This window comes from Aquificaceae bacterium (assembly GCA_037722135.1).
Classification (GTDB): Bacteria; Aquificota; Aquificia; order Aquificales; family Aquificaceae; genus Pampinifervens; species Pampinifervens sericum.
In genome coordinates, this window is sequence record JBBKAW010000034.1 from 19,036 (window position 1) to 41,914 (window position 22,879).

Annotated in this window: 28 protein-coding genes and 1 tRNA gene; 15 read left to right on the forward strand and 14 right to left on the reverse strand. The window is 43.7% G+C overall.

The features are described 5' to 3' along the window. From fmt to WKI49_02345, 4 genes are all read right to left on the reverse strand, one after another. Positions 1 to 884 (reverse strand): methionyl-tRNA formyltransferase (gene fmt / locus WKI49_02330; protein MEJ7621340.1); only part of this gene is annotated, 884 nt, incomplete at its 3' end. Further along, entirely contained in the window at positions 881 to 1,957 is a 1,077-nt protein-coding gene (ribD, locus tag WKI49_02335; protein MEJ7621341.1) for a bifunctional diaminohydroxyphosphoribosylaminopyrimidine deaminase/5-amino-6-(5-phosphoribosylamino)uracil reductase RibD, read from the reverse strand. The genes fmt and ribD, both read right to left, overlap by 4 nt. After that, positions 1,957 to 2,229: a zf-TFIIB domain-containing protein gene (locus WKI49_02340; GenBank protein ID MEJ7621342.1), complete on the reverse strand. Its 273-nt coding sequence runs from the start codon at positions 2,227 to 2,229 to the stop codon at positions 1,957 to 1,959. Before WKI49_02340 ends, ribD begins: the two co-directional genes overlap by 1 nt. Beyond that, the gene (locus WKI49_02345) at positions 2,226 to 2,663 is read right to left on the reverse strand and encodes a hypothetical protein (protein ID MEJ7621343.1); all 438 of its coding nucleotides are present in this window, start codon (positions 2,661 to 2,663) and stop codon (positions 2,226 to 2,228) included. Before WKI49_02345 ends, WKI49_02340 begins: the two co-directional genes overlap by 4 nt. Positions 2,664 to 2,680: 17 nt before the next feature. Here WKI49_02345 and WKI49_02350 point away from each other — a divergent pair, with 17 nt between their 5' ends. From WKI49_02350 to WKI49_02420, 15 genes are read left to right on the forward strand one after another with little or no spacing between them, the layout of a single operon-like run. Beyond that, positions 2,681 to 3,127, forward strand: a complete 447-nt coding sequence (locus tag WKI49_02350; protein ID MEJ7621344.1) for a Na+/H+ antiporter subunit E — start codon at positions 2,681 to 2,683, stop codon at positions 3,125 to 3,127. After that, positions 3,124 to 3,375 carry a hypothetical protein gene (locus WKI49_02355; GenBank protein ID MEJ7621345.1) on the forward strand — a complete coding sequence of 84 codons (252 nt, stop codon included), beginning with the start codon at positions 3,124 to 3,126 and terminating at the stop codon, positions 3,373 to 3,375. The genes WKI49_02350 and WKI49_02355 overlap by 4 nt, the downstream gene beginning before the upstream one ends. Further along, positions 3,365 to 3,646, forward strand: coding sequence for a monovalent cation/H(+) antiporter subunit G (mnhG, locus tag WKI49_02360; GenBank protein MEJ7621346.1), 282 nt, complete (start codon positions 3,365 to 3,367; stop codon positions 3,644 to 3,646). The genes WKI49_02355 and mnhG overlap by 11 nt, the downstream gene beginning before the upstream one ends. Beyond that, positions 3,639 to 4,505: a hydrogenase subunit MbhD domain-containing protein gene (locus WKI49_02365; protein ID MEJ7621347.1), complete on the forward strand. Its 867-nt coding sequence runs from the start codon at positions 3,639 to 3,641 to the stop codon at positions 4,503 to 4,505. The genes mnhG and WKI49_02365 overlap by 8 nt, the downstream gene beginning before the upstream one ends. Further along, positions 4,502 to 4,780, forward strand: coding sequence for a cation:proton antiporter subunit C (locus WKI49_02370; protein MEJ7621348.1), 279 nt, complete (start codon positions 4,502 to 4,504; stop codon positions 4,778 to 4,780). Before WKI49_02365 ends, WKI49_02370 begins: the two co-directional genes overlap by 4 nt. Further along, positions 4,780 to 6,237, forward strand: coding sequence for a proton-conducting transporter membrane subunit (locus tag WKI49_02375; protein MEJ7621349.1), 1,458 nt, complete (start codon positions 4,780 to 4,782; stop codon positions 6,235 to 6,237). The genes WKI49_02370 and WKI49_02375 overlap by 1 nt, the downstream gene beginning before the upstream one ends. Further along, positions 6,230 to 7,711: a proton-conducting transporter membrane subunit gene (locus WKI49_02380; protein MEJ7621350.1), complete on the forward strand. Its 1,482-nt coding sequence runs from the start codon at positions 6,230 to 6,232 to the stop codon at positions 7,709 to 7,711. Before WKI49_02375 ends, WKI49_02380 begins: the two co-directional genes overlap by 8 nt. Before the next feature lie 21 nt (positions 7,712 to 7,732). Then, the gene (eno, locus tag WKI49_02385; GenBank protein ID MEJ7621351.1) at positions 7,733 to 9,016 is read left to right on the forward strand and encodes a phosphopyruvate hydratase; all 1,284 of its coding nucleotides are present in this window, start codon (positions 7,733 to 7,735) and stop codon (positions 9,014 to 9,016) included. Positions 9,017 to 9,044: 28 nt separating this feature from the next. Next, on the forward strand, positions 9,045 to 9,287 hold the full coding sequence (locus tag WKI49_02390; GenBank protein MEJ7621352.1) for a hypothetical protein: 243 nt from the start codon (positions 9,045 to 9,047) through the stop codon (positions 9,285 to 9,287). A gap of 37 nt (positions 9,288 to 9,324) precedes the next feature. Beyond that, positions 9,325 to 10,074 (forward strand): tetratricopeptide repeat protein, encoded by a 750-nt coding sequence (locus tag WKI49_02395; GenBank protein ID MEJ7621353.1) that lies wholly within the window; start codon positions 9,325 to 9,327, stop codon positions 10,072 to 10,074. Between the two features lies 1 nt (position 10,075). Then, entirely contained in the window at positions 10,076 to 10,762 is a 687-nt protein-coding gene (gene uppS / locus WKI49_02400; protein MEJ7621354.1) for a polyprenyl diphosphate synthase, read from the forward strand. After that, positions 10,740 to 11,450 carry a phosphatidate cytidylyltransferase gene (locus WKI49_02405; GenBank protein ID MEJ7621355.1) on the forward strand — a complete coding sequence of 237 codons (711 nt, stop codon included), beginning with the start codon at positions 10,740 to 10,742 and terminating at the stop codon, positions 11,448 to 11,450. The genes uppS and WKI49_02405 overlap by 23 nt, the downstream gene beginning before the upstream one ends. A gap of 3 nt (positions 11,451 to 11,453) precedes the next feature. Beyond that, positions 11,454 to 12,770: a TldD/PmbA family protein gene (locus tag WKI49_02410; protein MEJ7621356.1), complete on the forward strand. Its 1,317-nt coding sequence runs from the start codon at positions 11,454 to 11,456 to the stop codon at positions 12,768 to 12,770. A 1-nt stretch (position 12,771) separates the two neighbouring features. Further along, a complete protein-coding gene (locus WKI49_02415) occupies positions 12,772 to 13,362 on the forward strand; it encodes a hypothetical protein (protein MEJ7621357.1) in 591 nt (196 codons plus the stop codon). Next, the gene (locus WKI49_02420) at positions 13,359 to 14,954 is read left to right on the forward strand and encodes a hypothetical protein (protein MEJ7621358.1); all 1,596 of its coding nucleotides are present in this window, start codon (positions 13,359 to 13,361) and stop codon (positions 14,952 to 14,954) included. The genes WKI49_02415 and WKI49_02420 overlap by 4 nt, the downstream gene beginning before the upstream one ends. On the opposite strand, the gene WKI49_02425 is transcribed toward WKI49_02420, so the two are convergent. The 10 genes from WKI49_02425 to WKI49_02470 form a co-directional block, all read right to left on the reverse strand. After that, complete coding sequence (locus WKI49_02425) at positions 14,947 to 16,686, reverse strand: ABC transporter substrate-binding protein (protein MEJ7621359.1); 1,740 nt, start codon at positions 16,684 to 16,686, stop codon at positions 14,947 to 14,949. The genes WKI49_02420 and WKI49_02425 overlap by 8 nt on opposite strands. Beyond that, entirely contained in the window at positions 16,683 to 17,816 is a 1,134-nt protein-coding gene (gene dxr, locus WKI49_02430; GenBank protein ID MEJ7621360.1) for a 1-deoxy-D-xylulose-5-phosphate reductoisomerase, read from the reverse strand. Before dxr ends, WKI49_02425 begins: the two co-directional genes overlap by 4 nt. Continuing rightward, entirely contained in the window at positions 17,813 to 18,775 is a 963-nt protein-coding gene (locus tag WKI49_02435; GenBank protein MEJ7621361.1) for a KpsF/GutQ family sugar-phosphate isomerase, read from the reverse strand. Before WKI49_02435 ends, dxr begins: the two co-directional genes overlap by 4 nt. Beyond that, on the reverse strand, positions 18,775 to 19,299 hold the full coding sequence (gene ppa, locus WKI49_02440) for an inorganic diphosphatase (protein MEJ7621362.1): 525 nt from the start codon (positions 19,297 to 19,299) through the stop codon (positions 18,775 to 18,777). Before ppa ends, WKI49_02435 begins: the two co-directional genes overlap by 1 nt. Positions 19,300 to 19,320: 21 nt before the next feature. Further along, positions 19,321 to 19,890 (reverse strand): aminoacyl-tRNA hydrolase, encoded by a 570-nt coding sequence (gene pth / locus WKI49_02445; protein ID MEJ7621363.1) that lies wholly within the window; start codon positions 19,888 to 19,890, stop codon positions 19,321 to 19,323. Beyond that, the gene (locus WKI49_02450) at positions 19,887 to 20,456 is read right to left on the reverse strand and encodes a 50S ribosomal protein L25/general stress protein Ctc (GenBank protein ID MEJ7621364.1); all 570 of its coding nucleotides are present in this window, start codon (positions 20,454 to 20,456) and stop codon (positions 19,887 to 19,889) included. Before WKI49_02450 ends, pth begins: the two co-directional genes overlap by 4 nt. A 12-nt stretch (positions 20,457 to 20,468) precedes the next feature. Continuing rightward, entirely contained in the window at positions 20,469 to 21,404 is a 936-nt protein-coding gene (locus WKI49_02455; protein ID MEJ7621365.1) for a ribose-phosphate pyrophosphokinase, read from the reverse strand. Between the two features lie 27 nt (positions 21,405 to 21,431). After that, a tRNA-Gln gene (locus WKI49_02460) sits at positions 21,432 to 21,504 on the reverse strand. Then, positions 21,495 to 22,307, reverse strand: coding sequence for a 4-(cytidine 5'-diphospho)-2-C-methyl-D-erythritol kinase (ispE, locus tag WKI49_02465; protein MEJ7621366.1), 813 nt, complete (start codon positions 22,305 to 22,307; stop codon positions 21,495 to 21,497). Before ispE ends, WKI49_02460 begins: the two co-directional genes overlap by 10 nt. Before the next feature lie 135 nt (positions 22,308 to 22,442). Further along, a complete protein-coding gene (locus tag WKI49_02470; protein MEJ7621367.1) occupies positions 22,443 to 22,721 on the reverse strand; it encodes a hypothetical protein in 279 nt (92 codons plus the stop codon). Positions 22,722 to 22,879: the final 158 nt, after the last annotated feature.

Below are 22,879 nucleotides of genomic sequence, written 5' to 3' on the forward strand. Positions count from 1 at the left end.
TCCACCTTATACCCCCTCATAAACTCCTCTCCACTCATAACCTTTCCCTTTGGAGATACAAGCTCAAGCACCTCAACCGCATCCTTTCCACAGGCAACTAAGAGTTTTTTCCTATCAAGAACCTCTCCCGGGTTTCCTTGAGCTTCCACGGTTTTAACCCTAAGGACTTTAATCCTTTCTCCTTTTTCTGTCAAGGTATAGCAGTCTGGGTATAAGCCTCTTATTCTGTCTCTTACGCTTTCTGCATCCGCTTTCCAGCATATTCTTAGCTCTTCCTTTTGCACTGGTGGTGCATAAAATGCCTTGCTGTGGTCTTGTGGTATGGGTTTTATATTACCCTTAGACCATTCCTTTAAGGTCCTTACCAAAAGGCTTGCTCCCTTCTGAGAGAGCCTTTCTGAAAGGGTCTTTAGGTTATCCTCTAAGTGGATGGGCTCTTCTTCCTGAGAGAGGATGTCTCCTGTGTCCATTCCCTCATCCATAAGCATGACTGTGTTTCCTGTTATCTTTTCTCCTGCCATGATGGCTCTTTGAATGGGTGCAGAGCCTCTATAGGCTGGAAGTAGGCTTGCATGCAGGTTTATACAGCCATAGGTTGGGTAGTTTATGACTTCTGGTGGGAGTATTTTGCCATAAGCGACCACCACTATACAGTCTGGCTTTAGCCTTTCCACTATGGGCATTATTTGACTTTTCTTCTCTGGCTGAAAAACCTCTATGCCAAGCTCTTTGGCAAGCACTTTTGTAGGTGGTGGCGTGAGCTTTTGACCTCTGCCTGCAGGTTTGTCTGGTTGGCAAACCACTCCCAAAAGTTCAAACTCTTGGTGCAGAGCTTTTAAGGATGGCAAGGCAAACTCGGGAGTGCCAAAGAAAAGTATTTTCATGACCTTATATATTCTAAAGCCACGTCATCGCCAAAGGTTTTTATATCCCTAAGTTTTAGCCTTGGTGCATCCCTCAAAAGCTCCACCCCTATATCTCCTATCCTTTTACCCTCTCCAATGAGAATGGGACCCAAGAAAACCCAAAGGCGGTCAAAAAGACCTTCTTTTATGAAAGAGGTCAAGGTAATAGCACCACCTTCTACAAGAAGATGCATCACCTCTAAAAAGTAAAGCTCTCTCAAAACCTCCCTCAGGTCCAAGCTTTTATCTTTGGCTGGTGCAAGGATAACTTTGACCCCCTTGTCTTCAAGTCTTTTGACCTTTTCCTTGTTCTCGCTTGTGGTAAATACAAGAGTTTGAGCGGAGTGGTCTTCCACAAGGTGGCACTCCTCTGGAATTTTCAGCTGTGGGTCAAGCACTATCCTTATGGGCTGTCTTTCCCACTCAAAGGCTCTTATGGTAAGTCTTGGATTGTCCCTCAAGAGGGTGTTTATACCCACAAGCACTGCGGTTGCCTCTGCCCTAAGGCGGTGTGCAAAGTTTCTTGCCTGCTGTGAGGTTATCCATTGGCTTTCTCCAGTCTTTAGTGCCAAAGACCCATCTATGCTCTGAGCCCACTTCAAGGTTATGTAAGGTCTTTTCTGGGTGATATAAACAAAGAAGTCCTCGTTGAGCCTTTTGGCTTCCTCTTCAAGAAGTCCCACCTCCACCTCTATGCCTGCTTTCCTTAACCTTTCCACACCCTTTCCAGATACAAGCGGGTTTGGGTCAAGGGTGGCAATCACCACCCTTTTTAACCCTGCCCTTATAATGGCGTCCGTGCAAGGTGGAGTCCTACCATAATGGGTGCAAGGTTCAAGGGTCACATAGAGGGTTGCCCCCTTTGCCTTCTCCCCTGCCCTTTCAAGAGCCACCACCTCCGCATGAGGCATACCAGCCCTTTCATGATAACCCTCTCCCACCACCTGTCCATCTTTTACTATTACACAGCCCACAGTGGGGTTAGGATGCGTAAGACCCTTACGCAAATATGCAAGCTCTAAAGCCCTTTTCATAAACCTAAGGTCTTCCATCAGTCAAATATATCAAATATCTCGCCAAAGATGGACTTTTTCTTCTTTTTATGCTTGTATTCTTCGTATCTTCTATAGATTTCAGGGTGCTCTCTTGTTATTCCCCTTAGCTCCTCATCAAGGGCAGTTTCCGCTCTTTGTATGGCTTGAATTATCTTGGAGAGCTCGCCTTTGTCAAGCCATATGCCTCCACAAACAGGGCAAACATCCACCAAAACACCATACTTGTTGACTTCCAAAAGTTCCACATCAACACATCTTGGGCACTTCATCTTTTCTCTTCAAGCCCTTTTATAAACTCAAGCATGTCTATGTAGATTATACCAAAGGCATCCTGAATAGCTCCTCTTCTTGGAAGGTCTCCCACACTTCCTGTAGGTTGCGAGTATGGAACAGAGGTTGAAAAAACCTTTTTTACCTCACCCACAGTTAAACCAACCTTTAGCTCTAAGTTGTAGGCACTAACCCTTTGTTGAGGAGTAAAGGCTATGGGTGTTTCCTTTAATAATTCTATATATGGCTTTATTTCCTGAGCTCCTTCGCCACACCTAAGCCTGTTTCCCGACTCTAACACCGCCCTTTCAAGACTCTTTCTGAAAGCGTAGCTTAGGTAAACCTCCGCATAGGAGTTTTCCACCTCTTTTATGCAAAAGTCCTTTGCAAGGGAAAGGGAGAGGCTAAAAAACAAAGCTAAGAATAATTTCATAGCTTATAATATAACCCATGCTCTTTCTTGCGGTATTGTATTCTCTTATCTGGATAGCTATAGCGGGCTATGACCTAAAGTCTGTGTTTTTTGGAGTTTTGGCAGTAGGCTCTGCCCTTTTTGTGCATATAACCCTTAGGCTATACCCTCCTCGTATAAATCCTATTGCTCTTTTTGAGTTTCTTGGAGTGTTTCTTTGGCAAGCCTTTCTGGGTGGGATAGATGTAGCAAGACGTATAATCAGTCCACAGCTCAAGGTGAACCCCGGCTTTGTAGTGTATAACTTCCAAAGCGAAAAGCTCTGGGTCAAAATACTCTTAGCCTTGACCATAAACCTTACTCCTGGCACTCTTAGTGTGGTGATAGAGGATAAGCAGGTTTTGGTCCATACTCTTGATGTGGAAAGCTACAGCGAGGAATCTGTAAGGTCGCTTGAAAGACTTTTGGATAGGGTCTTCTCATGAAGGAGTTTATACTCTTTTTGCTCGGACTTAACTTAGCCCTTGGCTTTGTGCGTATCTTTAGAGGACCAAGTGTGGTAGATAGCATGCTGGCTTCCTTGCTCCTTGGCACTGGAGGGACTTCTCTCATACTTGTCCTGTATAAGTTTACAGGTCAGGCTTTTCTTTTAAACCTTGCCCTTGGTTTTGCCCTCCTTGCGGGAGTTGTGGGTGTAGCCTTCGCTATAATAATGTTAAGAGATGCTGATTGAAATACTCTCCACAAGCCTCATATTGATAGGTAGTCTTTTTTTGCTTATAGGTAGTGTAGGACTTATAAGGCTTAGGGACTCCTACAGCAGGCTTCATGCTCTAACAAAGGCGGATATGCTCGGTTTTGGCTTTGTGGTTTTGGGCGTTATGTTCTCCGTAAGTAGCTTGGGAGAGGCTTTAAAGTTAGTTATAATATGGGTATTTGTGGTAGTTTACAGCTCCATAGTGGGATACGCTATAGCCAACAGCAAGAGGAAAAGGGATGCTTGACATAATAATAGGACTTTTAATGCTCCTGTCCGCTTTTGCATCGCTACACAGCAAGGACCTTTTAAAAAGCGGAGTTTTCTTTGTGGTTTTTGGTTTTATGAGTGGTCTTTTGTGGATTAGGCTTTCCGCACCAGACATAGCCATGGTGGAGATAATACTGGGTTCCGCCATAACAAGTATTCTCATATTTAAGCTGTCAAGGGGTGTGAGGGATATTGGCATAAAACCTAAATTATGGAGAAGGCTTTGGGCTGGTGCAGGCTCTTTGGTGCTGTTTGTATTTCTTACCTTTTACCTGTTTACAGTAAGAGAGGAAGAGAGGGTAGGTGGTCTTGTTTTTGAAAAACTTAGTCTCAGCGGTGTGGAAAGCCCTGTAACTGCGGTTCTTCTTAACTTTAGAGGATACGACACGCTCTTAGAAGTTGGTGTTATAACCCTTGCGGTAATTGGCATATTAGCCCTTGAGCCAAAGAGAAAAATCTATGAGTGGAACGACATAGTGGTGTGGCGTTTTTCTAAAATATTCCTACCTATAATAGCTCTCTTTTCCCTATACATAACCTATCTTGGAGCTTTCTCTGTGGGTGGTGCCTTTCAGGGTGGCTCTCTCTTGGCAGGTGGTCTTGCCTTTTTGAGCCTCTCTGGACAAAAACTGCCGATAAGAGAGAACCCTACCCTTTTCCTCGCTGTGCTTAGCCTTGCAGTCTTTGTAGCCTTTGCCTTTGTATACGCCCTTGTAGGACATGGCTTTCTTACCTACCCCCTTGAGCTTTCAACCTTGTCTATAATGCTTATAGAGATTTCCATATGTATTTCTACAGGAATGCTACTATACATAGCCATAAGGGGTAGACTATGAAGGAACTGTATTATTTGCTCTCCTTTCTTCTCATAAGCATGAGCACCTACTACTTTATCACCGCCATAAACCTTGTTAAAAGGCTTATCGCAGTCAACATCTTAGGCTCTGGCGTTTTTCTCTTTTTTGTGGCAACCGCAAGAAATACTCCCTCTGAAAACCCAGACCCCGTGCCACATGCTCTTGTGTTAACGGGTATAGTGGTGGCGGTAAGTGCCACAGCCCTTGCGGTCTCCTTACTTTTGCACCTTAGTAAACAAAGAGAGGAAGAGTGATGCTTGGCTTTGACCTTGGCTATCTTGTGGCAGTGCCTCTTATAGGTGCTATCCTCTCTCTCCTATCTCCTATAAGGCTTCTTGTTGCGGTTGTTTTCAGTCTACTTTCACTAACCCTTTCCTTGTATGCCTTTTACATAACCTTAAGCATGCATGAACCCATCTATCAATGGGTAGGAGGCTGGACTGCACCACTCGGAATTGGCTTTAAGTTAGATGGTGTTTCGGGCTTTTTCCTTATGATGAGCGGGGTGGTGAGCTTTGCGGTGGGAGTATACTCTCTGGGTTTTTTCAAAGAAGGCTACAAGAGACAAGGAAGGTTTTTCTGGTTTTTCTTCTTTTTCCTCTGGGCGGGGCTTAATGCCTTTTTCCTCTCTGAGGACCTCTTTAACCTGTATGTTGCCCTTGAGGTGCTTTCCCTTACTGCGGTGGTGCTTGTTGCCCTTCCAGGCTACAGAAAAGCCATAAAGGCTTCTGTGAACTATCTGTTTTTGTCTTTGTTTGCTTCCATGTTCTACCTCTTTGGCGTTGCCATGCTATACACTAATTATGGAACTCTTAGCATGTCCCTACTTGCCCAGAGACTTGCGGGAACTGAAGAATTTGTCTTTGCACTTCTCCCCCTTGTCTTGGCTCTTTCCATAAAGTCCGCCCTTTTCCCCTTTCACTTTTGGCTTCCACCAGCCCACTCAAGCACGGTGGCACCCGCCAGTGCTCTACTTTCTGGTCTTGTGGTAAAACCACCTGCATATTTGATACTTAGACTTTGGCTTGAGGTCTTTCCGGACAACCCAAGCCTTGAATATCTAAGCTGGGTTTTGGGTGGGTTTGGTGCTCTTGCAGTGCTTTTGGGCTCCTATTACGCCATAAGGCAGAGAACCATAAAGATGCTCTTGGCATACTCTACCGTTGCACAGATGGGATACCTTTTTTTGATGGTCCCAGTATATTACAAAGCTCAAAGTTTAGAGGTAAAAAGTTTGGTTCTTGAAGGCTTTGCCCTTCAGGCTTTTTCTCACGCCTTGGCAAAAGCCAGCATGTTCCTATCCTCTGGAAATGCCATATACGTGGCAAAAAGAGATGAAATTTCCTACATGCCAGGCTTTGCCCACAGTCATCCTTTTACCTTCTTTGCCCTCTTCTTCTCGGGTGCCACCCTTATAGGTCTACCACTAAGCGGTGGCTTTGTTGCCAAGTTTCTACTTTTGAAGGCTTCTATAGAGACCGGTCTTCTCTTCCAGGCAATAGTTTTCCTTCTTGGTAGCCTGCTTGCCAGCCTATATGTCTACCCTATCTGGAAAGAGAGCTTCTATCAAGACCCCAAAAAGGTTTATGACAAACCCATACCCCGTTTTATGGAGCTTTCTACCTTCTTACTTGGCTTTTTAGCCTTCTCCTTAGGTTTGGTTTCTGGTTTTATATTGCAAGGAATAACCAGAGGTGTGGCACATGGATAGCTTTGTGATTCTTAGCTTGCTCTTTAGCTCCTTTGTTGCGAGCGTGATAATAGCCTTCCTAAGAGAAGAATGGTATCTACTTAGAACCTTTGTAAATGTTAGTGCTGCGGTATACAAACTTTTTGTTATAGCATACCTTCTTTGGTCAGTCTATAAGGGCAAGGTCTTTGAAATAAGCTATCCCATGGTTTCCTTCGTAAACTTTCATCTTAAAATAGACCCCCTTGGACTTCTGTTTGTAAGTCTTTCCTCCTTTTTATGGCTTTTGACAACCCTGTATGCGGTTGGATACCTTGAAGGCTCTCCAAACCGTAGAAGATTTTTCACCTTCTTCAACCTTGCGGTAACCTCCACCATGGGAATAGCCCTTGCAGGCAACACCTTTACCTTTTTCCTCTTTTATGAGCTTCTTACGCTAAGCACCTATCCCCTTGTGGTTCACAAAGGCTCTCAAAAGGCTCTGAGTGCAGGAGGTGTTTATCTGTTATATACCCTATTGGCAGGAAACTTGTTTTTTGTATGCCTTGTAGTCCTATACATAATGGTAGGTAGTGGAGACTTTCATGCAGGTGGAAATCCACAGATAAAGGCTTGGGCTATGGCAAACCCCCACTTGGCAAGCTTACTCTTTTATGGTCTGTTCTTTGGAATGGCGGTAAAGGCAGCAATTTTTCCACTTCATGGTTGGCTCACAAGGGCGATGGTGGCACCAGCCCCAGTTAGTGCACTCCTGCACGCAGTAGCAGTGGTAAAGGCAGGAGCCTTTGGCGTTGCAAGGCTTGTTTATGACCTCTACGGTGCGGAGACAGTTGACGCTCTAAACCTCTGGCAACCTCTTGCTTACCTTGCAGGCTTTACCATAGTATTTGGTTCTTTTATGGCGGTATTCCAAAAGGAGCTTAAAAAAAGGCTTGCCTATTCCACAATAAGCCACCTCTCATATATACTCTTAGGTCTATTAATTCCTGGACCCATTGCCACCATGGGTGCTCTCCTACACTTAGTAAACCATGGCGTAATGAAAATAACCCTCTTTATGTGCGTAGGAAATTACTCAGAAACTTACGGAATACATAAGGTAGAAGAGGTAAAGGGAATAGGTAAGAAGATGCCTCTTACTACCCTTGCACTTACCATTGCCTCCCTTGGTCTTATAGGGCTTCCCTTTACCGCAGGCTACCTTACAAAGGAGTATCTACAAAAGGGTGCTCAGATTGCAGGTGTGGAATGGGCTGTATATGTGCTTTATGCAAGCTCTCTATTGAGTGCTCTCTATCTACTACCTATAGTCTTCAGTGCATGGTTTGGCAGAGGAGAGTTTAAGAAAGAAAGAAACACAAACCTTGAAACAAACCCCCTTATGCTCCTGCCACCTCTTATAACAGGACTATTAACGGTGCTTATATGGCTATCCACAAAGACACCCATAAACCCCATTCTCTGGACTGAGCTAATTGTAAAGGGCTACCCCTAATAACTATGCTATAATTTATACATGTCTTCCATAACAAAGGTAAAGGCAAGGGAAGTTTTAGACTCAAGAGGAAATCCTACCCTTGAGGTGGAGGTAGAACTTTCTTCTGGTGCAAAGGGAAGGGCTATAGTGCCAAGCGGTGCATCCACCGGAGGAAAGGAAGCTCTTGAGCTAAGAGACCATGACCCAAAAAGGTATCTTGGAAAAGGCGTCCTAAGAGCGGTGGATAATGTAAACTCCATAATAGCAAAAGAGATAATAGGGCTTGATGCCAGCAAGCAATCCCTTATAGACAAGGTGCTTATTGAGCTTGACGGAACACCCAACAAAAGCAAACTCGGTGCAAACGCTATACTGGGTGTAAGTATGGCAGTAGCAAGAGCGATGGCACAGGAGCTTGGAATAAGCCTTTACAGATACATAGGAGGTCTAAGAGCAAAAAGGCTACCAGTGCCTTTGATGAATGTAATAAACGGTGGAGTCCATGCGGACAACCCTCTTGACATACAGGAATTTATGATAGTCCCCGTGTGTGGAGGAAGGTTTTCAGAAGCACTAAGGGCGGGAGTGGAAGTTTTCCACCACCTAAAGGCAACTTTAAAGGAAAAGGGATACTCTACCAATGTGGGAGACGAAGGCGGGTTTGCACCCAACTTGAAAAGCACAGAGGAAGCCTTAGATATGCTAATGCATGCCATAGAAAAGGCAGGATACAAGCCGGGTGAAGACGTGCTCTTGGCTCTTGACTGTGCGTCTTCTGAGTTCTACTACGAGGATGAACTGTATCACTTTGAAGGTAAAAAACTTAGCTCAGAAGAACTCTGCGGTTTTTACGCTAAACTCTTAGAAAAATATCCGATAGTTTCCATAGAAGACCCTATGGCAGAGGGAGACATAGAAGGTTGGAAGCTCATTACACGAGAGCTTGGTGGCAAGGTTCAGCTTGTGGGAGATGACCTTTTTGTGACAAACCCAAGCATCTTCCAAGAAGGCATAAGAGAAGGACTTGCCAATGCCATACTGGTTAAGCTAAATCAAGTGGGGACTCTTACAGAAACGCTACAGACTGTGGAAATAGCCCAAAGGGAAGGATACAAGGCGATAATTTCCCATAGGTCTGGAGAAACAGAAGATACCTTTATCTCACATCTTGCGGTGGGGACTGGAGCAGGACAGATAAAGACAGGCTCTGCATCACGCACAGATAGGATAGCAAAGTATAACGAGCTTTTGAGGATAGAAGAGGAGCTTGGAGATGAAGCGGAATTCGGCGGGAAGGAAGAATTTTCGGTTTTTAAAGCCTGAAGTACTTCCAAAGCTCTTCTTTTTTCTTATGGTCCTTTATACCTTCTATAATCTCTTCCTTAGCCAGTATAATGTATTTAGGGTCATTGAACTAAAAAAAGCCAGTGTTGAGCTCAATGCCAAGATATCTCACCAAAGGGCGGAAAATAGTAATATAGAAGAAGTCCTTGAGCTCATAAGGAAAAACCCTGAGCATTTCAAAGAAAAATTCGCTCGCGAATACATGCAATTGCAAAGAGATGAGGAGTATATCCTTATTTTCAAACAATAGAAGCATAGCATCTTTTGGTGTTATAATATAAAGAACTATGGGTAGGGTATTTACAATCTTGTCTCTGTGTTCTTTAGTGTGGTTAGCCTCCTGTGGTGGTGTAACAAAAGAGGAGTTTGACAAAAGAATTGCAAGCCTTGAGGGCAGAATATTACAGCTTGAAGAAAGGCAAATTTATCTGGAAGAAAGAAACCTGAGGACAGAAGCCAGAGTGGACACTCTTTCTGAAAGCCTCGCAAAAACAAGGCTTGAACTGGAAAGGCTTAGAGTTGAAAGACAAAGCCCCGCTCAAGCTGCCAAACTGCCAGAGCCAATAAGGGAAGTGCCACAGCCTTCTCAAAGAATACCAGAAAGGGTGCAGGGAGCTCCTCAGCCTCAACGCGACAACCCACAGCAGGCAACTGAAGAGTATCAAAGGGAATACGATGAAGCACTAAGACTTTACAACTTAAGACAGCTACACCAAGCAAGAGACAAGTTTATAGATTTTATAAGAAGGTATCCGAGAACACCTCTCACGGACAATGCATATCTATGGCTTGGTGTAGTTTACAGAGACCTTGGAGAAATGAACAAGGCGGAAGCGGTTTGGCTTACCTTAGTGGAAAGGTGTCAAAGGAAAGAGATGGTAGACTGCAATAAGGCACCCTCTGCCTTGCTTCAATTGGCAAGACTTTACGAACGAAGAGGAGACAATAGAAAGGCAAGGGAATACTACGAAGCTATACTAAGAGACTATCCATCTTCCGAAGAGGCTGAGATTGCAAGGACAAGGCTTGGAAGGTGATATGAAAATACCAAAACACTTGGCGGTCATAATGGATGGAAATGGAAGATGGGCGAGGGAAAGGGGTCTACCAAGGATAGCAGGTCATTATGAAGGGGTAAAGAGGGGAGAGGAGCTTGTGGATGCATGCATAGAGCTTGGAATAAGGTGGCTCACCCTTTTCACCTTTTCCACAGAAAACTGGAAAAGACCAGAGGTTGAAGTAAGGGCTTTGATGAGGCTTCTTGAAGGATACCTTAGAGAAAAAGGTCATTTACTACTGGAAAAGGGTATAAGAGTTTCCTTTATAGGAAGGCGGGACAGACTACCACAAGGTCTACTAACGGAGATGGAGAGGGTTGAAAAGTTAAGACCTTCTAAAGAAAAGATTCATGTTATCCTTGCCATTGATTACGGCGGTAGAGACGAGATACTCAGAACCTTCAAGAAAATGAGTGAAGCGGGTCTTGAGCCCACAGAGAAGAACTTCAAGCTACTTTCAGACCTACCAGAAGCACCAGACCCAGACCTTCTTATAAGAACCGGTGGAGAAAAAAGAATATCAAACTTTCTACTCTGGCACTTAGCCTACACAGAGCTCTACTTTACAGATACCTATTGGCCAGACTTTAGAAAAGAAGAACTCATAAAAGCCCTTGAAGACTTCTCAAGGAGGGAAAGAAGGTTTGGAGCAGTCCTTAAGGAGTAGAGAGGCTATTGGAATACTTGTGGGTGGGCTTACTATAGCTTTGGTTTTGTCTCCTTATCCAATTTTCTATGCGGGAGTGCTTGCCCTGTCCTTGCTTATAGGCTACGAGATTTCTAAGGCTCTAAAGTTTGAACTTTTCTACATGCCACCTATTACCTTTTTGATTAGCTCCCTTTCCCTTGAACTTGGTCTTGTATCTGCTATGCTTTTGTCCTTTTACGCTGGGTGGAGAGTATGGTCTATGGATGAGCTTTTCAAGGCTCTTTTAATATGCGTGTATGCTGGGGTTCTTCCTGTGTTTTTACTCGGTTTGAAAGAGGACTACGCTCTACTAAAACTTTTGGTTTTTGTTTGGGCTGTGGATGTGTTTTCTTATTATGTGGGAAAAAACTTTGGCAGAAGAGCTCTTTCTCCTCGCCTCTCTCCAAAGAAAACATGGGAGGGTCTTGTAGGTGGTGGCTTTGCCGGTGTAATAACCATGTGGGTCTTTCATGGCTTTAAGGGTATTCTTTGGTCTTTACCTCTCGTAGCCATAGCCCTTATGGGAGACCTTTTCAAGAGCTTTATAAAGAGACAGATAGGTATAAAGGACTTTTCCAACGTGCTTGGAGAACATGGAGGGTTTACAGACAGGTTTGATTCTCTACTTTTTACAGCACCAGTTTATCTATTTCTTTTAAAATTTTGAAGCATGGAAAAGATTAGGTCCTGGATAGAAGAGGCTATTTCCCTAGGTTATGAGTATGAAGTATATATGGAGCGTAGGAAAAAGACAACCCTTGAAAGTGCGGATGAAAGCTTAGAAAATCTTTTGAGGGCGGAGGAGGCAGGAATTGGCATAAGGGTCTTTAAGGGTAAAAAAATGGGCTTTTCTTACACCACTGACCTTGATAAAGAAGCTGTGAAAGAGTGTGTAAAAGTTGCCACACAGGTATGTGATATAACACCAGAAGACTATGGGTTTTCTCTCGGTGCTTGTCAGGACTTTGGAAAGTTGGAAACATACTATGATGAGGAGGGTCTCAAGAGACCTATTGAGGAAAAGATAGACCTAATAATCGGCTTGGAACGGAGAGCAAAAGAACTTGACCAAAGAGTAAAGGGTGTAAGAAAAGTAAGCCTTAAAGAGACCGAGCTTGAAGTGGTTTGTTTTAACTCTTGTGGACTCTTTTATGAGTATAGAGGAACGTGGTATACACTTATTATGGCAGTGCTTGCGGAAGAAGGGGGAGATTCTTCTATATCCTACGAGTATTCTGGTAGCAGGTTTCTCTCTAACTTACCTTTGGAAAGAATTGTGGAAGATGTGGTCTTTAAGGCAACCGCAAGCCTTAACCCTTCACAAATAGAAACCACTAAGATGCCTGCGGTTTTCTTCAGAGAAGCATCCGCAATGCTTCTTGAAGCCTTTAGTCCCATATTTCTTGGAGATTCTCTTGTTAAAGGTAAAACTTTCCTTAAGAACAAGGAAGGAATGGAAGTCTTTTCAAGAAAGCTTACAATTGTAGACGACGGCACTTTGGAAGGTGGTTTTATTAGTCTTCCTGTAGATGCGGAGGGCTATGCAATGAGTAGAAAAGTTTTGGTAGATAGGGGTGTATTCAAAGGCTTCCTGCATAGCACCTATACCGCCATCAAGTCTGGTTCAAAGCCTACGGGCAATTCTTTGAGGGATAGCTTTAAGAGCCTACCAGTTTCTAATATAACAAACCTTTACATAGAGCCTGGAGATAAAAACCTTGAAGACCTGCTTCAAGGAGAGGTTTTTCTTATAACAGACCTTATGGGCTTGCATACAGTGGACCCAGTATCTGGAGACTTCTCTCTTGGTGCGTCTGGTATAATATACAAGCACGGAAGGAGGTTAAAAGGCGTGAGGGGGGTCGTTATAGGAGGAAACATAAAGGACATTTGGAGCTCTGTGGTAGAGGTGGGTAATGACCTAAGATTTTATGGAAACGTGGGCTCACCCTCTATTCTTGTTGAAAACATAACCGTGGGGGGTTAAAGTGGTGAAAATCATATCACCTTTACTAATGGTGCTTGGAGTCTTTATTTCCCTTGCAGGACAGTGGGTAGCTTTTGAAATATATGCAAATACGAAGCTTTTAAGGATAGGCGAAAACCTATCTCAGTTTGTGCACGGTCTTTACTCTGGAGATACTCTGATAAAGCTAAACAATGGGGACGAAAGCATATTTATACTCAGGACAGCAGGAGGCAAGGTTATAACCACCAATAACGCTATAGGTCCTCTTAAGGTAGAGGATTTCATAAGCGCAAGCTACAGCAAAGGTGGAGACCATGTATACGCCTACATAAAGAGAGTGAGCTTTTCAGAGTATTTGAATGTCCTTTTAGAAAGACCCTTTGCTTTGGGGATTTCCCTTTCAGGTCTTATACTATTCTTGTCTGGATTGATACTGCTATTTAAGGGATACAAGCCAATAGAGGAGAAAGAACTACAGGAGGATATACTAAGAAAGTTAAAGGCTCTTAGAGTGTCCTTTGCCACGAGTAGGATTATACCTAAGGAGAGTTTGTCTGAAGCAGAGAAAATACTGGATGATATAATTAAAAGAATGGAGGGTAAAACATGAATATACTCATAGTTTCCTTTGATAAAAGTTTAGTAAGCAAAATTAAAGAGGTCCTAAGTGAACACAACTTGGTGGATGTGAAAAATGGAGAGGAGGCTGTAAACACAGTCTCTTCTTACATAGACGTGGTTATATACGATGCGGTTTCCGGTTCTACATCAGAAGAGGATATTAACAATATGTATAAAAAGAAATTCAAAGACTCAAAGTATATAATTCTCGTTGATGACCTCTTCCCTGTAGATATGAACAACATATTGCCCCCAAGAAAGATAAAGTTGATAAGAGATGAAGCGATAAAAAAGATTAAAGATGCAATACTAAGTGAACCAGAAACGGTTGTAGGTGAACACCTACAGGAAATTTTCTCACAAGAAGCCCCATCCTTAGAAGATACTCTTTCTTCACAATCTACCTACACACAAGATGTGTTAAGTTTTAGAGAACTTGATTTTGAAATACCTGCAGAACATACAATATCTCAAATAGAGGATGTATTCCAAAAGACTGCTACGGAAAAGCCACTAAAGAAGGTGCTCTTAGTCTCTTTTGATGCTAATCTCATAAACAACGTAAAGGAAGCACTTTCAGGAAAGGTGGAGATATTAGAAGCGGGAAACATAAAGGAAGCCCCAGAAAAATCAAAAGAAGCGGACATAATTCTCTTCGATACCTTATCTGGGATGCCTGCATACAAGACACTTACAGATATGTCAAAGGATGAATCCTTAGCAAAAAAGCCCTACGTTCTTCTTACAGATGAGCTCTTTCCCATAGATGTGGAAAGTATTCCACTTGAGAGAAAATACAGTTTTGCGAGGGAGGCGGAGTTTAATAAGGCAATAGAGAAAGTATTGGAACTCGCTGAGGAGGTTTCTGTAGAAGGTCCTACCGAGCTATTACTCGAAACAGTTCACACCAAAGAGTTTTTACCCGCAAGGTTTCAGCCAGTAAGCTCGCAAGAAGAAAAAATGGGAATAATAAACCCGTTTGAGGGAATGGCAAGCTCTGGTCTTGAGGAAAATAAACCACCAATTTTCATAGAGGAAGAGACCCCGAAAATTGAAGTGCCAGTTGAAGTGCCAGAAAAACCTGTAATTTCCAAAGGCATGAATCATATGGAAAACATAACAGAAAGCCTTGCTATCGCCATAAAGGACGTGTTCAGAGAACAACTATCTCAGGAAAAGCTTATTTCTCTCCTATCCAATACTCTAAGCTTGGAAGAGTTAAGCAAGCAGTTGACTTCTGTTTTTGAAAGAAAACTGGAGGATATTCTAAAGGAAAAGGTCAGTGAAGCTTTTTCAAAAATTGATGTGAGCCAGATAGCGAGAGAAACAAAAAGCCTTGCTATCGCCATAAAGGACGTGTTCAGAGAACAACTATCTCAGGAAAAGCTTATTTCTCTCCTATCCAATACTCTAAGCTTGGAAGAGTTAAGCAAGCAGTTGACTTCTGTTTTTGAAAGAAAACTGGAGGATATTCTAAAGGAAAAGGTCAGTGAAGCTTTTTCAAAAATTGATGTGAGCCAGATAGTGAGAGAAGAAGCCTATAGAGTCTTAAAGGAAAAGATTAACGAGCTTATCACCTAACAAATAAAGCCTCTTCCCTATACCACCCCCAAACGGTGGGGAAGAGGTTTTCAAACCTGTTTCTTACCGCAAGCATGCTCTTAGGTGCGGCGATAAATATCATGGGTTGCTCTTCTGCTATTATGCGGTAAGCTTTCCTGTATATCTCCACCCTTCTTTCAAAGTTTGTTTCTTTTGCTCCCAGGTCAAAAAGCTCATCCACCTCTCTCTCCCACTGGGTTTGTGGCTTGCTTTGTCTTGGATTCCACATATGAAGTGTTCCCGAAGAGTGCCACACGTTCCTTCCAAAGTGTGGGTCCATTGAGCCTGTAAGCCCTATTATGACCGCTTCCCAGTCGTAGGGTGGAGATGTGAGCCTATTTACAAGGCTGTTGAAGTCTATGGGTCTAAAAATAACCTTTATTCCTATCTTCTCAAGGTCTTCCTTTATCATGTTTCCTATGGCTTCCCTTTCCTTATTGCCCGCATTGGTAAGAAGCACTATCTCAAGAGTATTACCTTCTGGGTCTTCAAGCCATCCATCACCGTTTCTGTCTTTGAAACCAAGACTTTCAAGTATAGCCCTTGCCTTTTTTAAGTTGTATTCGTAAACGGGGAAAAGCCCTTCTGTGTAATAGGGTCTGTTGGCAGGGGTTATAGGTCCATATAATGGGTCTGCCAAGCCGTTGTATACAAGGTAGCAAATGCCTTCTCTGTCTATGGCGTGGGATATGGCTCTTCTGAATTCTCTGTTTTGAAACCATCTTAGTTTGTGCTTTGGCACTTTGGAGTTAGGGTTTTGATTAAAGACCAAAAAGGTAGTAGACGGTGTGGGTCCAAGGTCATAGAGGGTGGTGTTTTTTACTCTGCTTATAAAAAGCACATCTTGAGGTCTAACACCCATGTAGTCTATTTCTCCGAGGGAATATTTCAAAAGGGCAGTGTCTGGGTCTTGCACTATGTATCCTATTTTTCTCTTTATGTAGGGTAGTTGCCTGCCGGAGTTGTCATATTCATAGTAGTAGGGGTTTGCCTCGTATTCCACCATAACGCCCTTTATATACCTTTTTAGCCTGTATGGTCCTGTTCCCACTATATCCTTTGGGTCTGTGTTTACGTTCCATGCGGTCATAAAGTTTCCTTCCTTTACAAACTTCTCCAATTTGTGCTTTGGTAGTATGGGTGCGGACAAGGCACTAAGAAAGGGTGCAAATGCTTCTGGAAGTCTAAACTCCACCGTGTATTTGTCTATTTTCCTTACAAAATTTTTTATGTCCTCTTGGCTCTTTAATATGCCTCTAAACATATCTCCTGTGGAGTTGGGTATTTGAGGATTGAGGTATATGTCCCTGTAGGTAAAGACCACATCATCTGCAGTAAAGGGTTCACCATCGCTCCACCTTACATTTCTTCTAAGATGAAAGATATACACTCTCCCACCCTCCTTTTCTTCCCATTTCTGTGCAAGGTCTGGAACTACCTGCATGCTTTTGAGGTCTATTTTGGTAAGACCTGTAAAGAGGTAAGAAAGCACTGCGGTAGAGGAAGTTTCTTGAGCTAAGGCTGGGTTTAAGGTTCTTGGGTCAGAGTTTAACACAAACCTTATTTCTCCCCCTTCTTTACCTTCCTTTATATGGAAGTTTTCTGGCTTTAAACTTACAAAGGATACTTCTCCACCCTTTGGCGATGAGGTTAAATAAAAGGGTAAAAAAGCTAAGACTATAAAAGCTAAGGCAAGGGAAAACCCTTTCATCTTATAGCCCCTACAAGTTCCAATCCCTTTTTGTATGCCCAGTCTATAGCATATAGCACATCTTCAAGACTCTGGGGGTCTTTTAGGTTCACATGGCTTAGGACTTCCTCCACGAGGTTTACAATATCCAAAAACCCTATCTTGCCCTGCAAGAAAAGCTCCACCGCTACTTGGTCCGCACCCACCAACACTGCAGGGTATATGCCACCCATGAGAGCAACCCATTTACACAGAGGAATGCTCTTAAACTTTTCCGTATCTACCCTTTCAAAGGTTATGGGAGAAAGCTCAAGTAAACCCTTTTTCTCAAAGGGAAAGGCTTTTCTCTCTGGATAGTAAAGGCTATGCAGTATGGGTATTCTCATGTCCGTTTGTGAAGTGTGGAATATAAAGCTACCGTCGATGAGCTCCACAATACCGTGCACCACGCTCTGGGGATGAATAACCACCTCAAGGCTTTCCACCTCAAGGTCAAAGAGGTTTATGGCTTCTATTAGCTCCATGCCTTTGTTCATAAGAGTGGCAGAGTCTATAGTTATTTTTGCACCCATCCTCCATGTGGGGTGCTTTAGTGCATCCTCTACGCTCACATGTTTTAGCTCCTCCAAGCTTTTATCTCTAAAGGGTCCTCCAGAGGCGGTCAGATAAACCTTCCTTATATCCTCACGCCTTAAGCCAAGCATTATTTGGAAAAGGGCGTTATGTTCGCTGTCCACAGGCACTATCCTGTCCTTGTTTTCCCTTACCAATTCTCTCAGACATATGAGGGACTCCTTGTTGGAAGCCAGAAGCCTCTTGCCCTGTTGAAGCACAAGGTATGTGGGTAGGATACCATCCACACCCGATATGGCGTTCATAAGTATTTCTGAGTTTTCCACTATGGCATGCAAGCCCTCCTCACCCCTTAGAAAGGCTGTGCCTTCTGGCAGTTCAGAGAGCCAATCCTTTGAAGGTTCTTCGTAGCAGGACACGAACCTTGGCTTTAGCTCCACTGCTTGAAGTAGGAGCTTTTCTGATGCCCTCTTTGCCAAAATACCCACAAGTTCAAAGTCTTCTCTGTATGCCTTTACTACCTCAAGGGTTTGACTTCCCACAGAGCCAGTAGAGCCAAGCACTCCAAGCTTTTTCATACTATGCCTGCCCTAAGTATATCGTGCATGTGTATGATGCCAACAGGCTTGTTTTCCTTGTCAACCACAATAAGGACTGTTATTTTATAGTCCTCCATCCTTTTTAGTGCCTCCACCGCAAGCTCCTCCATGCGCGCTGTCTTTGGATTCCTCGTCATTACATCCCTGGCTATGCTCGTGTCAAAGTTTCCACCTCTGTTTACAAAACGCCTTAGGTCTCCGTCGGTTATTATGCCTGTAAGCTTTCCCTCCTGGTCTACCACCGCGGTAGCACCAAAGCCCTTGCTGGTCATTTCAATTATCGCCTCCTTCATAGGCGTGTCTTCTTTTACTATGGGGACTTCTTCTCCTGTGTGGCAAAGGTCTGCCACCTGTCTTAGCCTTCTTCCAAGAGAGCCTGCAGGATGCCTCAAGGCAAAGTCTTTGTGAGTAAAACCCTTGAGCTCCAAAAGAACCATAGCCAACGCATCTCCAAGCACAAGGGATGCGGTGGAGGAGCTCGTGGGTGCAAGCTGTAGAGGACATGCCTCCTTTTCCACAGAGAGAAATATATGCACGTCTGAGTGCTTTGCCAGAGTGGAGTTTGGATTGTTGGTTATGGATATGAGGGGCACACCAAGAAGTTTTATGTAGGGAATAAGGGAGTTTACCTCGGGAGACTCACCGCTGTTGGAAAAGGCAAGCACCACATCTCCAGAGTCTATTACTCCAAGGTCTCCGTGAAGAGCCTCCGCAGGGTGCAAAAAGTGGGCTGGCGTGCCAGTGCTTGAGAGGGTAGAGGCAACCTTACGGGCTATATGACCAGATTTGCCTACCCCTGTAGTTATTACCTTTCCCTGACAGTTTAGAATAAGCTCTATCGCCTTTACAAAACTTTGGTCTAAGTTATCTCTGAGCCTTTGTAAGGCTTGAATCTCTATGTCAAAGACCCTTTTAGCCTTCTGGAGTATCTCATCCATCACTTCTTGTAGTTTTCAATACCCTTCCTTATCTCCTCATAGGCAAAGTCCACACCCTTAAAGCCTTCCACCTTTACCCACTTGCCTGGCTCAAGCTCCTTATAGTGTTCAAAGAAATGCTTTATCCTATCAAGGAGAGCCTTTGGCAGGTCTTCATAAGACTTCACATTCTCGTAAGTGGGGTCTAACTTGCTGTGTGGGACCGCAAGTAGCTTTGTATCCACACCTTCTTCGTCTCTCATTTCAAGTCCACCTATAGGTCTGCACCTTATAACGCTACCGGGTGCTACAGGATAGCGAGATATCACCAAAACATCCACAGGGTCTCCATCATCCGCAAGGGTTTGAGGGATAAAGCCGTAGTTAAAGGGATAGTGCATGGCGGTAAAGAGAAACCTATCTACAAAGATGGTTCCGCTTTCCTTGTCAAGCTCATACTTTATAGGGCTGTCTTGGGGTATCTCCACTACCACGTAGATGTCTTCTGGTGGGTTTTTACCCGGTGGAATCTTCTTTACGTCCATAATAACACCTCCTTTTTTATTTTAAACAGGGCTATTGCAAAAGTTCATGCTTTCCTCTATACCGTATTCAACACATCTCTGCAAGCACTCACCCGCCTTACCTAAAATCTTTGCAAGCACTTGTTCCTCTTCCTCAGCGAAAGGGGAAAGCACATATTCAACCACCTTATTTCTGTCTTTGGGTCTGCCTATACCCACTCTAAGCCTTGGAAATTTTTCAGTTTTTATCTCCCTTATTATGGACTCCACGCCGTGGTGTCCTCCACTACTTCCCTCAAGCCTTAACCTCAACCTACCCAAAGGCAGGTCAAGGTCGTCGTATACCACCAGCATCTCCTCAGGTTTTATATCATACTCCTCAAGGAGGTTAATCACCGCAAGACCAGAGTTGTTCATATAGGTTTGTGGTTTTGCAATGAGTACCTCTTTACCATCTATCCTTACCTTGTATAGATGGGAAAGGCATTCCTCTGAGTAGCCTTGGACCTTTAGCCTCCTGAGGAGCTCATCCACCACCATAAAACCCACATTGTGGCGGGTCTTTGCATACTTTTTACCCGGATTTCCAAGACCTACGATAAGCCTTATCATTCAGTGGGTGTTGTTTCTTCTGCTTCTGGCTCAAGCACAACCGCAACAGTTTCTTCTAGAGAGTCCATTATCACACATCCCTCAGGTGGCACTATGTCTCTAACGTGAAGAGCATCACCAAGACCAAGACCACTCACATCAACGACTATCTTTTCTGGAAGCTTATCCAATCTTGCCTTTATAGTAAGGCTGTGCATAAGAGGTTCAAAGGTTCCACCAAGACCCACACCCACGGGTGTTCCCACAAACTCAATGGGCACTTCCACTTCAATCTCGCTTACGTGGGTGATGTCTTGAAAGTCCACGTGTATGGGATTGTCCCCAAGCCAACCAAACTGTATTTCCTTGAGAAGACAAATCCTCTTTTCTCCATTAATCTCCGCCTCAATGAGAAAAGTTTCACCCTTTGGAAAGGCTTTTAGGTCCCTCATGCTTATGTATGCATGTGTGTTTTCTACACCTTTACCATATATCTCCACTGGCACATAACCTTCTCTTCTAAACTTCTTTATCTCACTCTTTCTACCTATGGTTCTTGGTATTAGCTTTACCTGAACCCTTTTCATCCTTTACCTCCTTTATACAAAAAGTGAGCTTATAGATTCGCCTTCGTGGGCGCGCCTTATGGCTTCCGCTATAAGAGGAGCCACAGAAACAACCCTTAACTTTTCAAAGCGCTTCTCCTCCATGTTAAGAGTGTTAGTAACTATGACCTCTTCTACTGGTGATTCCTTAAGCCTCTCTATGGCAGGACCAGAGAAGATGCCGTGAGTAGCACAAACCAATACACCCTTTGCACCTTTTGAAAGAAGCATATGTGTGGCAGCTACCACCGTTCCTGCGGTATCTATAATATCGTCCACAATTATCGCCTTTTTGCCCTTTACATCACCTATTATGTCAAGCACTTCCGCCACGTTTGGTTCAGGTCTCCTCTTGTATATTATGGCTATACCACAGCCCAACTTATTGGCAAGAAGTCTTGCCCTTTCTACACCCCCTGCATCTGGTGAGACTACTACAACATCTTCATCCACCTTGTCTTTTACATATTCGTATAGCACGTTCAAAGCGTATAGGTTATCCACTGGTATGTTGAAAAAGCCCTGAATTTGAGGAGAGTGGAGGTCCACTACTATAAGCCTTTGAGCTCCCGCTGTGGTTATTAGGTCTGCCAAAAGCCTTGCACTTATGGGAACCCTTGGCTTGTCCTTCCTGTCCTGCCTTGCGTATGCGTAGTAAGGGACAACTGCGGTTATTCTTCCTGCGGAAGCTCTTTTAAGAGCATCAAGCATAAGGAGGAGCTCCATTATGCTTTCATTGACAGGATAACCCAGGGACTGTATTACGAAAACATCCTCCCCTCTCATGGACTCATTTATCTTTACTCTTACCTCTCCGTCGCTAAAGCGACCCACTAACACATCCGAAAGGGGTATACCAAGAAATTCAGAAACCTCTTGTGCAAGCTTTGGATTACTTGTGCCTGTCAGAAGTTTTATAGAACCTAACATTCCACACCTCTTTTCTTTTGTGGAAAGCTGGGGTGCCTGGATTCGAACCAGGAGCCCCCGGATCCAAAGTCCGGTGCTCTGCCAGTTGAGCTACACCCCATAACTTTCCACTCTGTATAACCTCCAGCCTCTCACTTTGCAGGCAAGCTCCAACTCTTGAGTGGGCTCACCTACATAAAAGACGCTGGAGCCACTACCACTCACAAGAGCCACTTTGCCCAAGCTTCTTAAAAACCTAAGCACCTCACCCACCTCTGGGTAAAGCTCTCCAGCCAGCTCACCCAGCTTGTTCTGGAGAGGGCTCAGGTCTCCAACCCTTAGGCTTTCTAATATTTTATCACTCTCCACATACTCTGTCAAGATATCTTCTTTTACCATGCTATAAACATATGAAGTAGAACACTTAACACCCGGATATACTACAGTAAAAACCATCTTAGGCAGTTCAATCCTCTCAAGAATTTCACCTCTACCCCTTCCTATGGCAGAACCTCCCATAAGGAAAAAGCCCGCATCGGAGGATACACCGCTTACTACTTGATGCAGTTCCCTTTCACTCAATGGATTGCCAAGCAACTGGTTTATAGCCTTCAAAACCGTTGCCACGTTAGAAGAGCCACCTCCAAGACCAGCACCTTCTGGTATGTGTTTCTGAATGAAAACTCTAAAGTTAAGCTCTTTTCCAAGGAGCTTTTCCATGGACTTTATAGCCTTGTAGACGAGATTTTCTTCCATAGGTATGCCCGTGCTGGTCTCCACCTTCAAGGGTCCCTCTTGGATAAGTATTTCGTCAAATAAATCTATGGCTTGATATATAGTAAAGATTTCGTGGTATCCGTCAGGTCTTTTTCCAAGAAGCCACAACCCCAAATTAAGCTTGGCAGGAGATAAGAGCCTTAGCATGAGTATTAATAATAACCCAAGTTGCAAGTTATTATATGGTGCTTTTCTTTCAATTACAACTTCAGAAGTAGAAACCAACTTTTTGACTAAAGAGTTCAGAAACTCACATCTTTTACTTTGCCATATCCTATTTGCCTATCCCCTCTGGCATATAGCCAAGTTTACCTTCAATGATACAAACATCTCTTGTATAGCTTTCAAAAGTCCTTCCTCAATACCAATTTGCCTACCTTCTTCAAGTTTGATTTGTTTGCCCTTTTCAATACCAACTCCGTGAGCCTTATCCTTTTCGAATTTTGCTAAGAAGTCCACTCTTAGCTCGGTGGATGGCGGAGCTTTTGGCAACAGTTCTTTGACAAGGGCTGGAGAGAGGATATTACTGAGCCTATGAGGGACTTCCTCAAAGACTTTCATCAAACAAGTTTATCCTCCTATCCCTCACGGCGGGCTCAAGGTTATAAATCCTCTGTAGCTTGCAGGTTGGTCTGATGGTATCTAATCTTAATGGCTAAGCTAAGAAAATATGAGTATACAAGACTAAAAATTTTCTCAATACCCTCTTGACAAAGAGC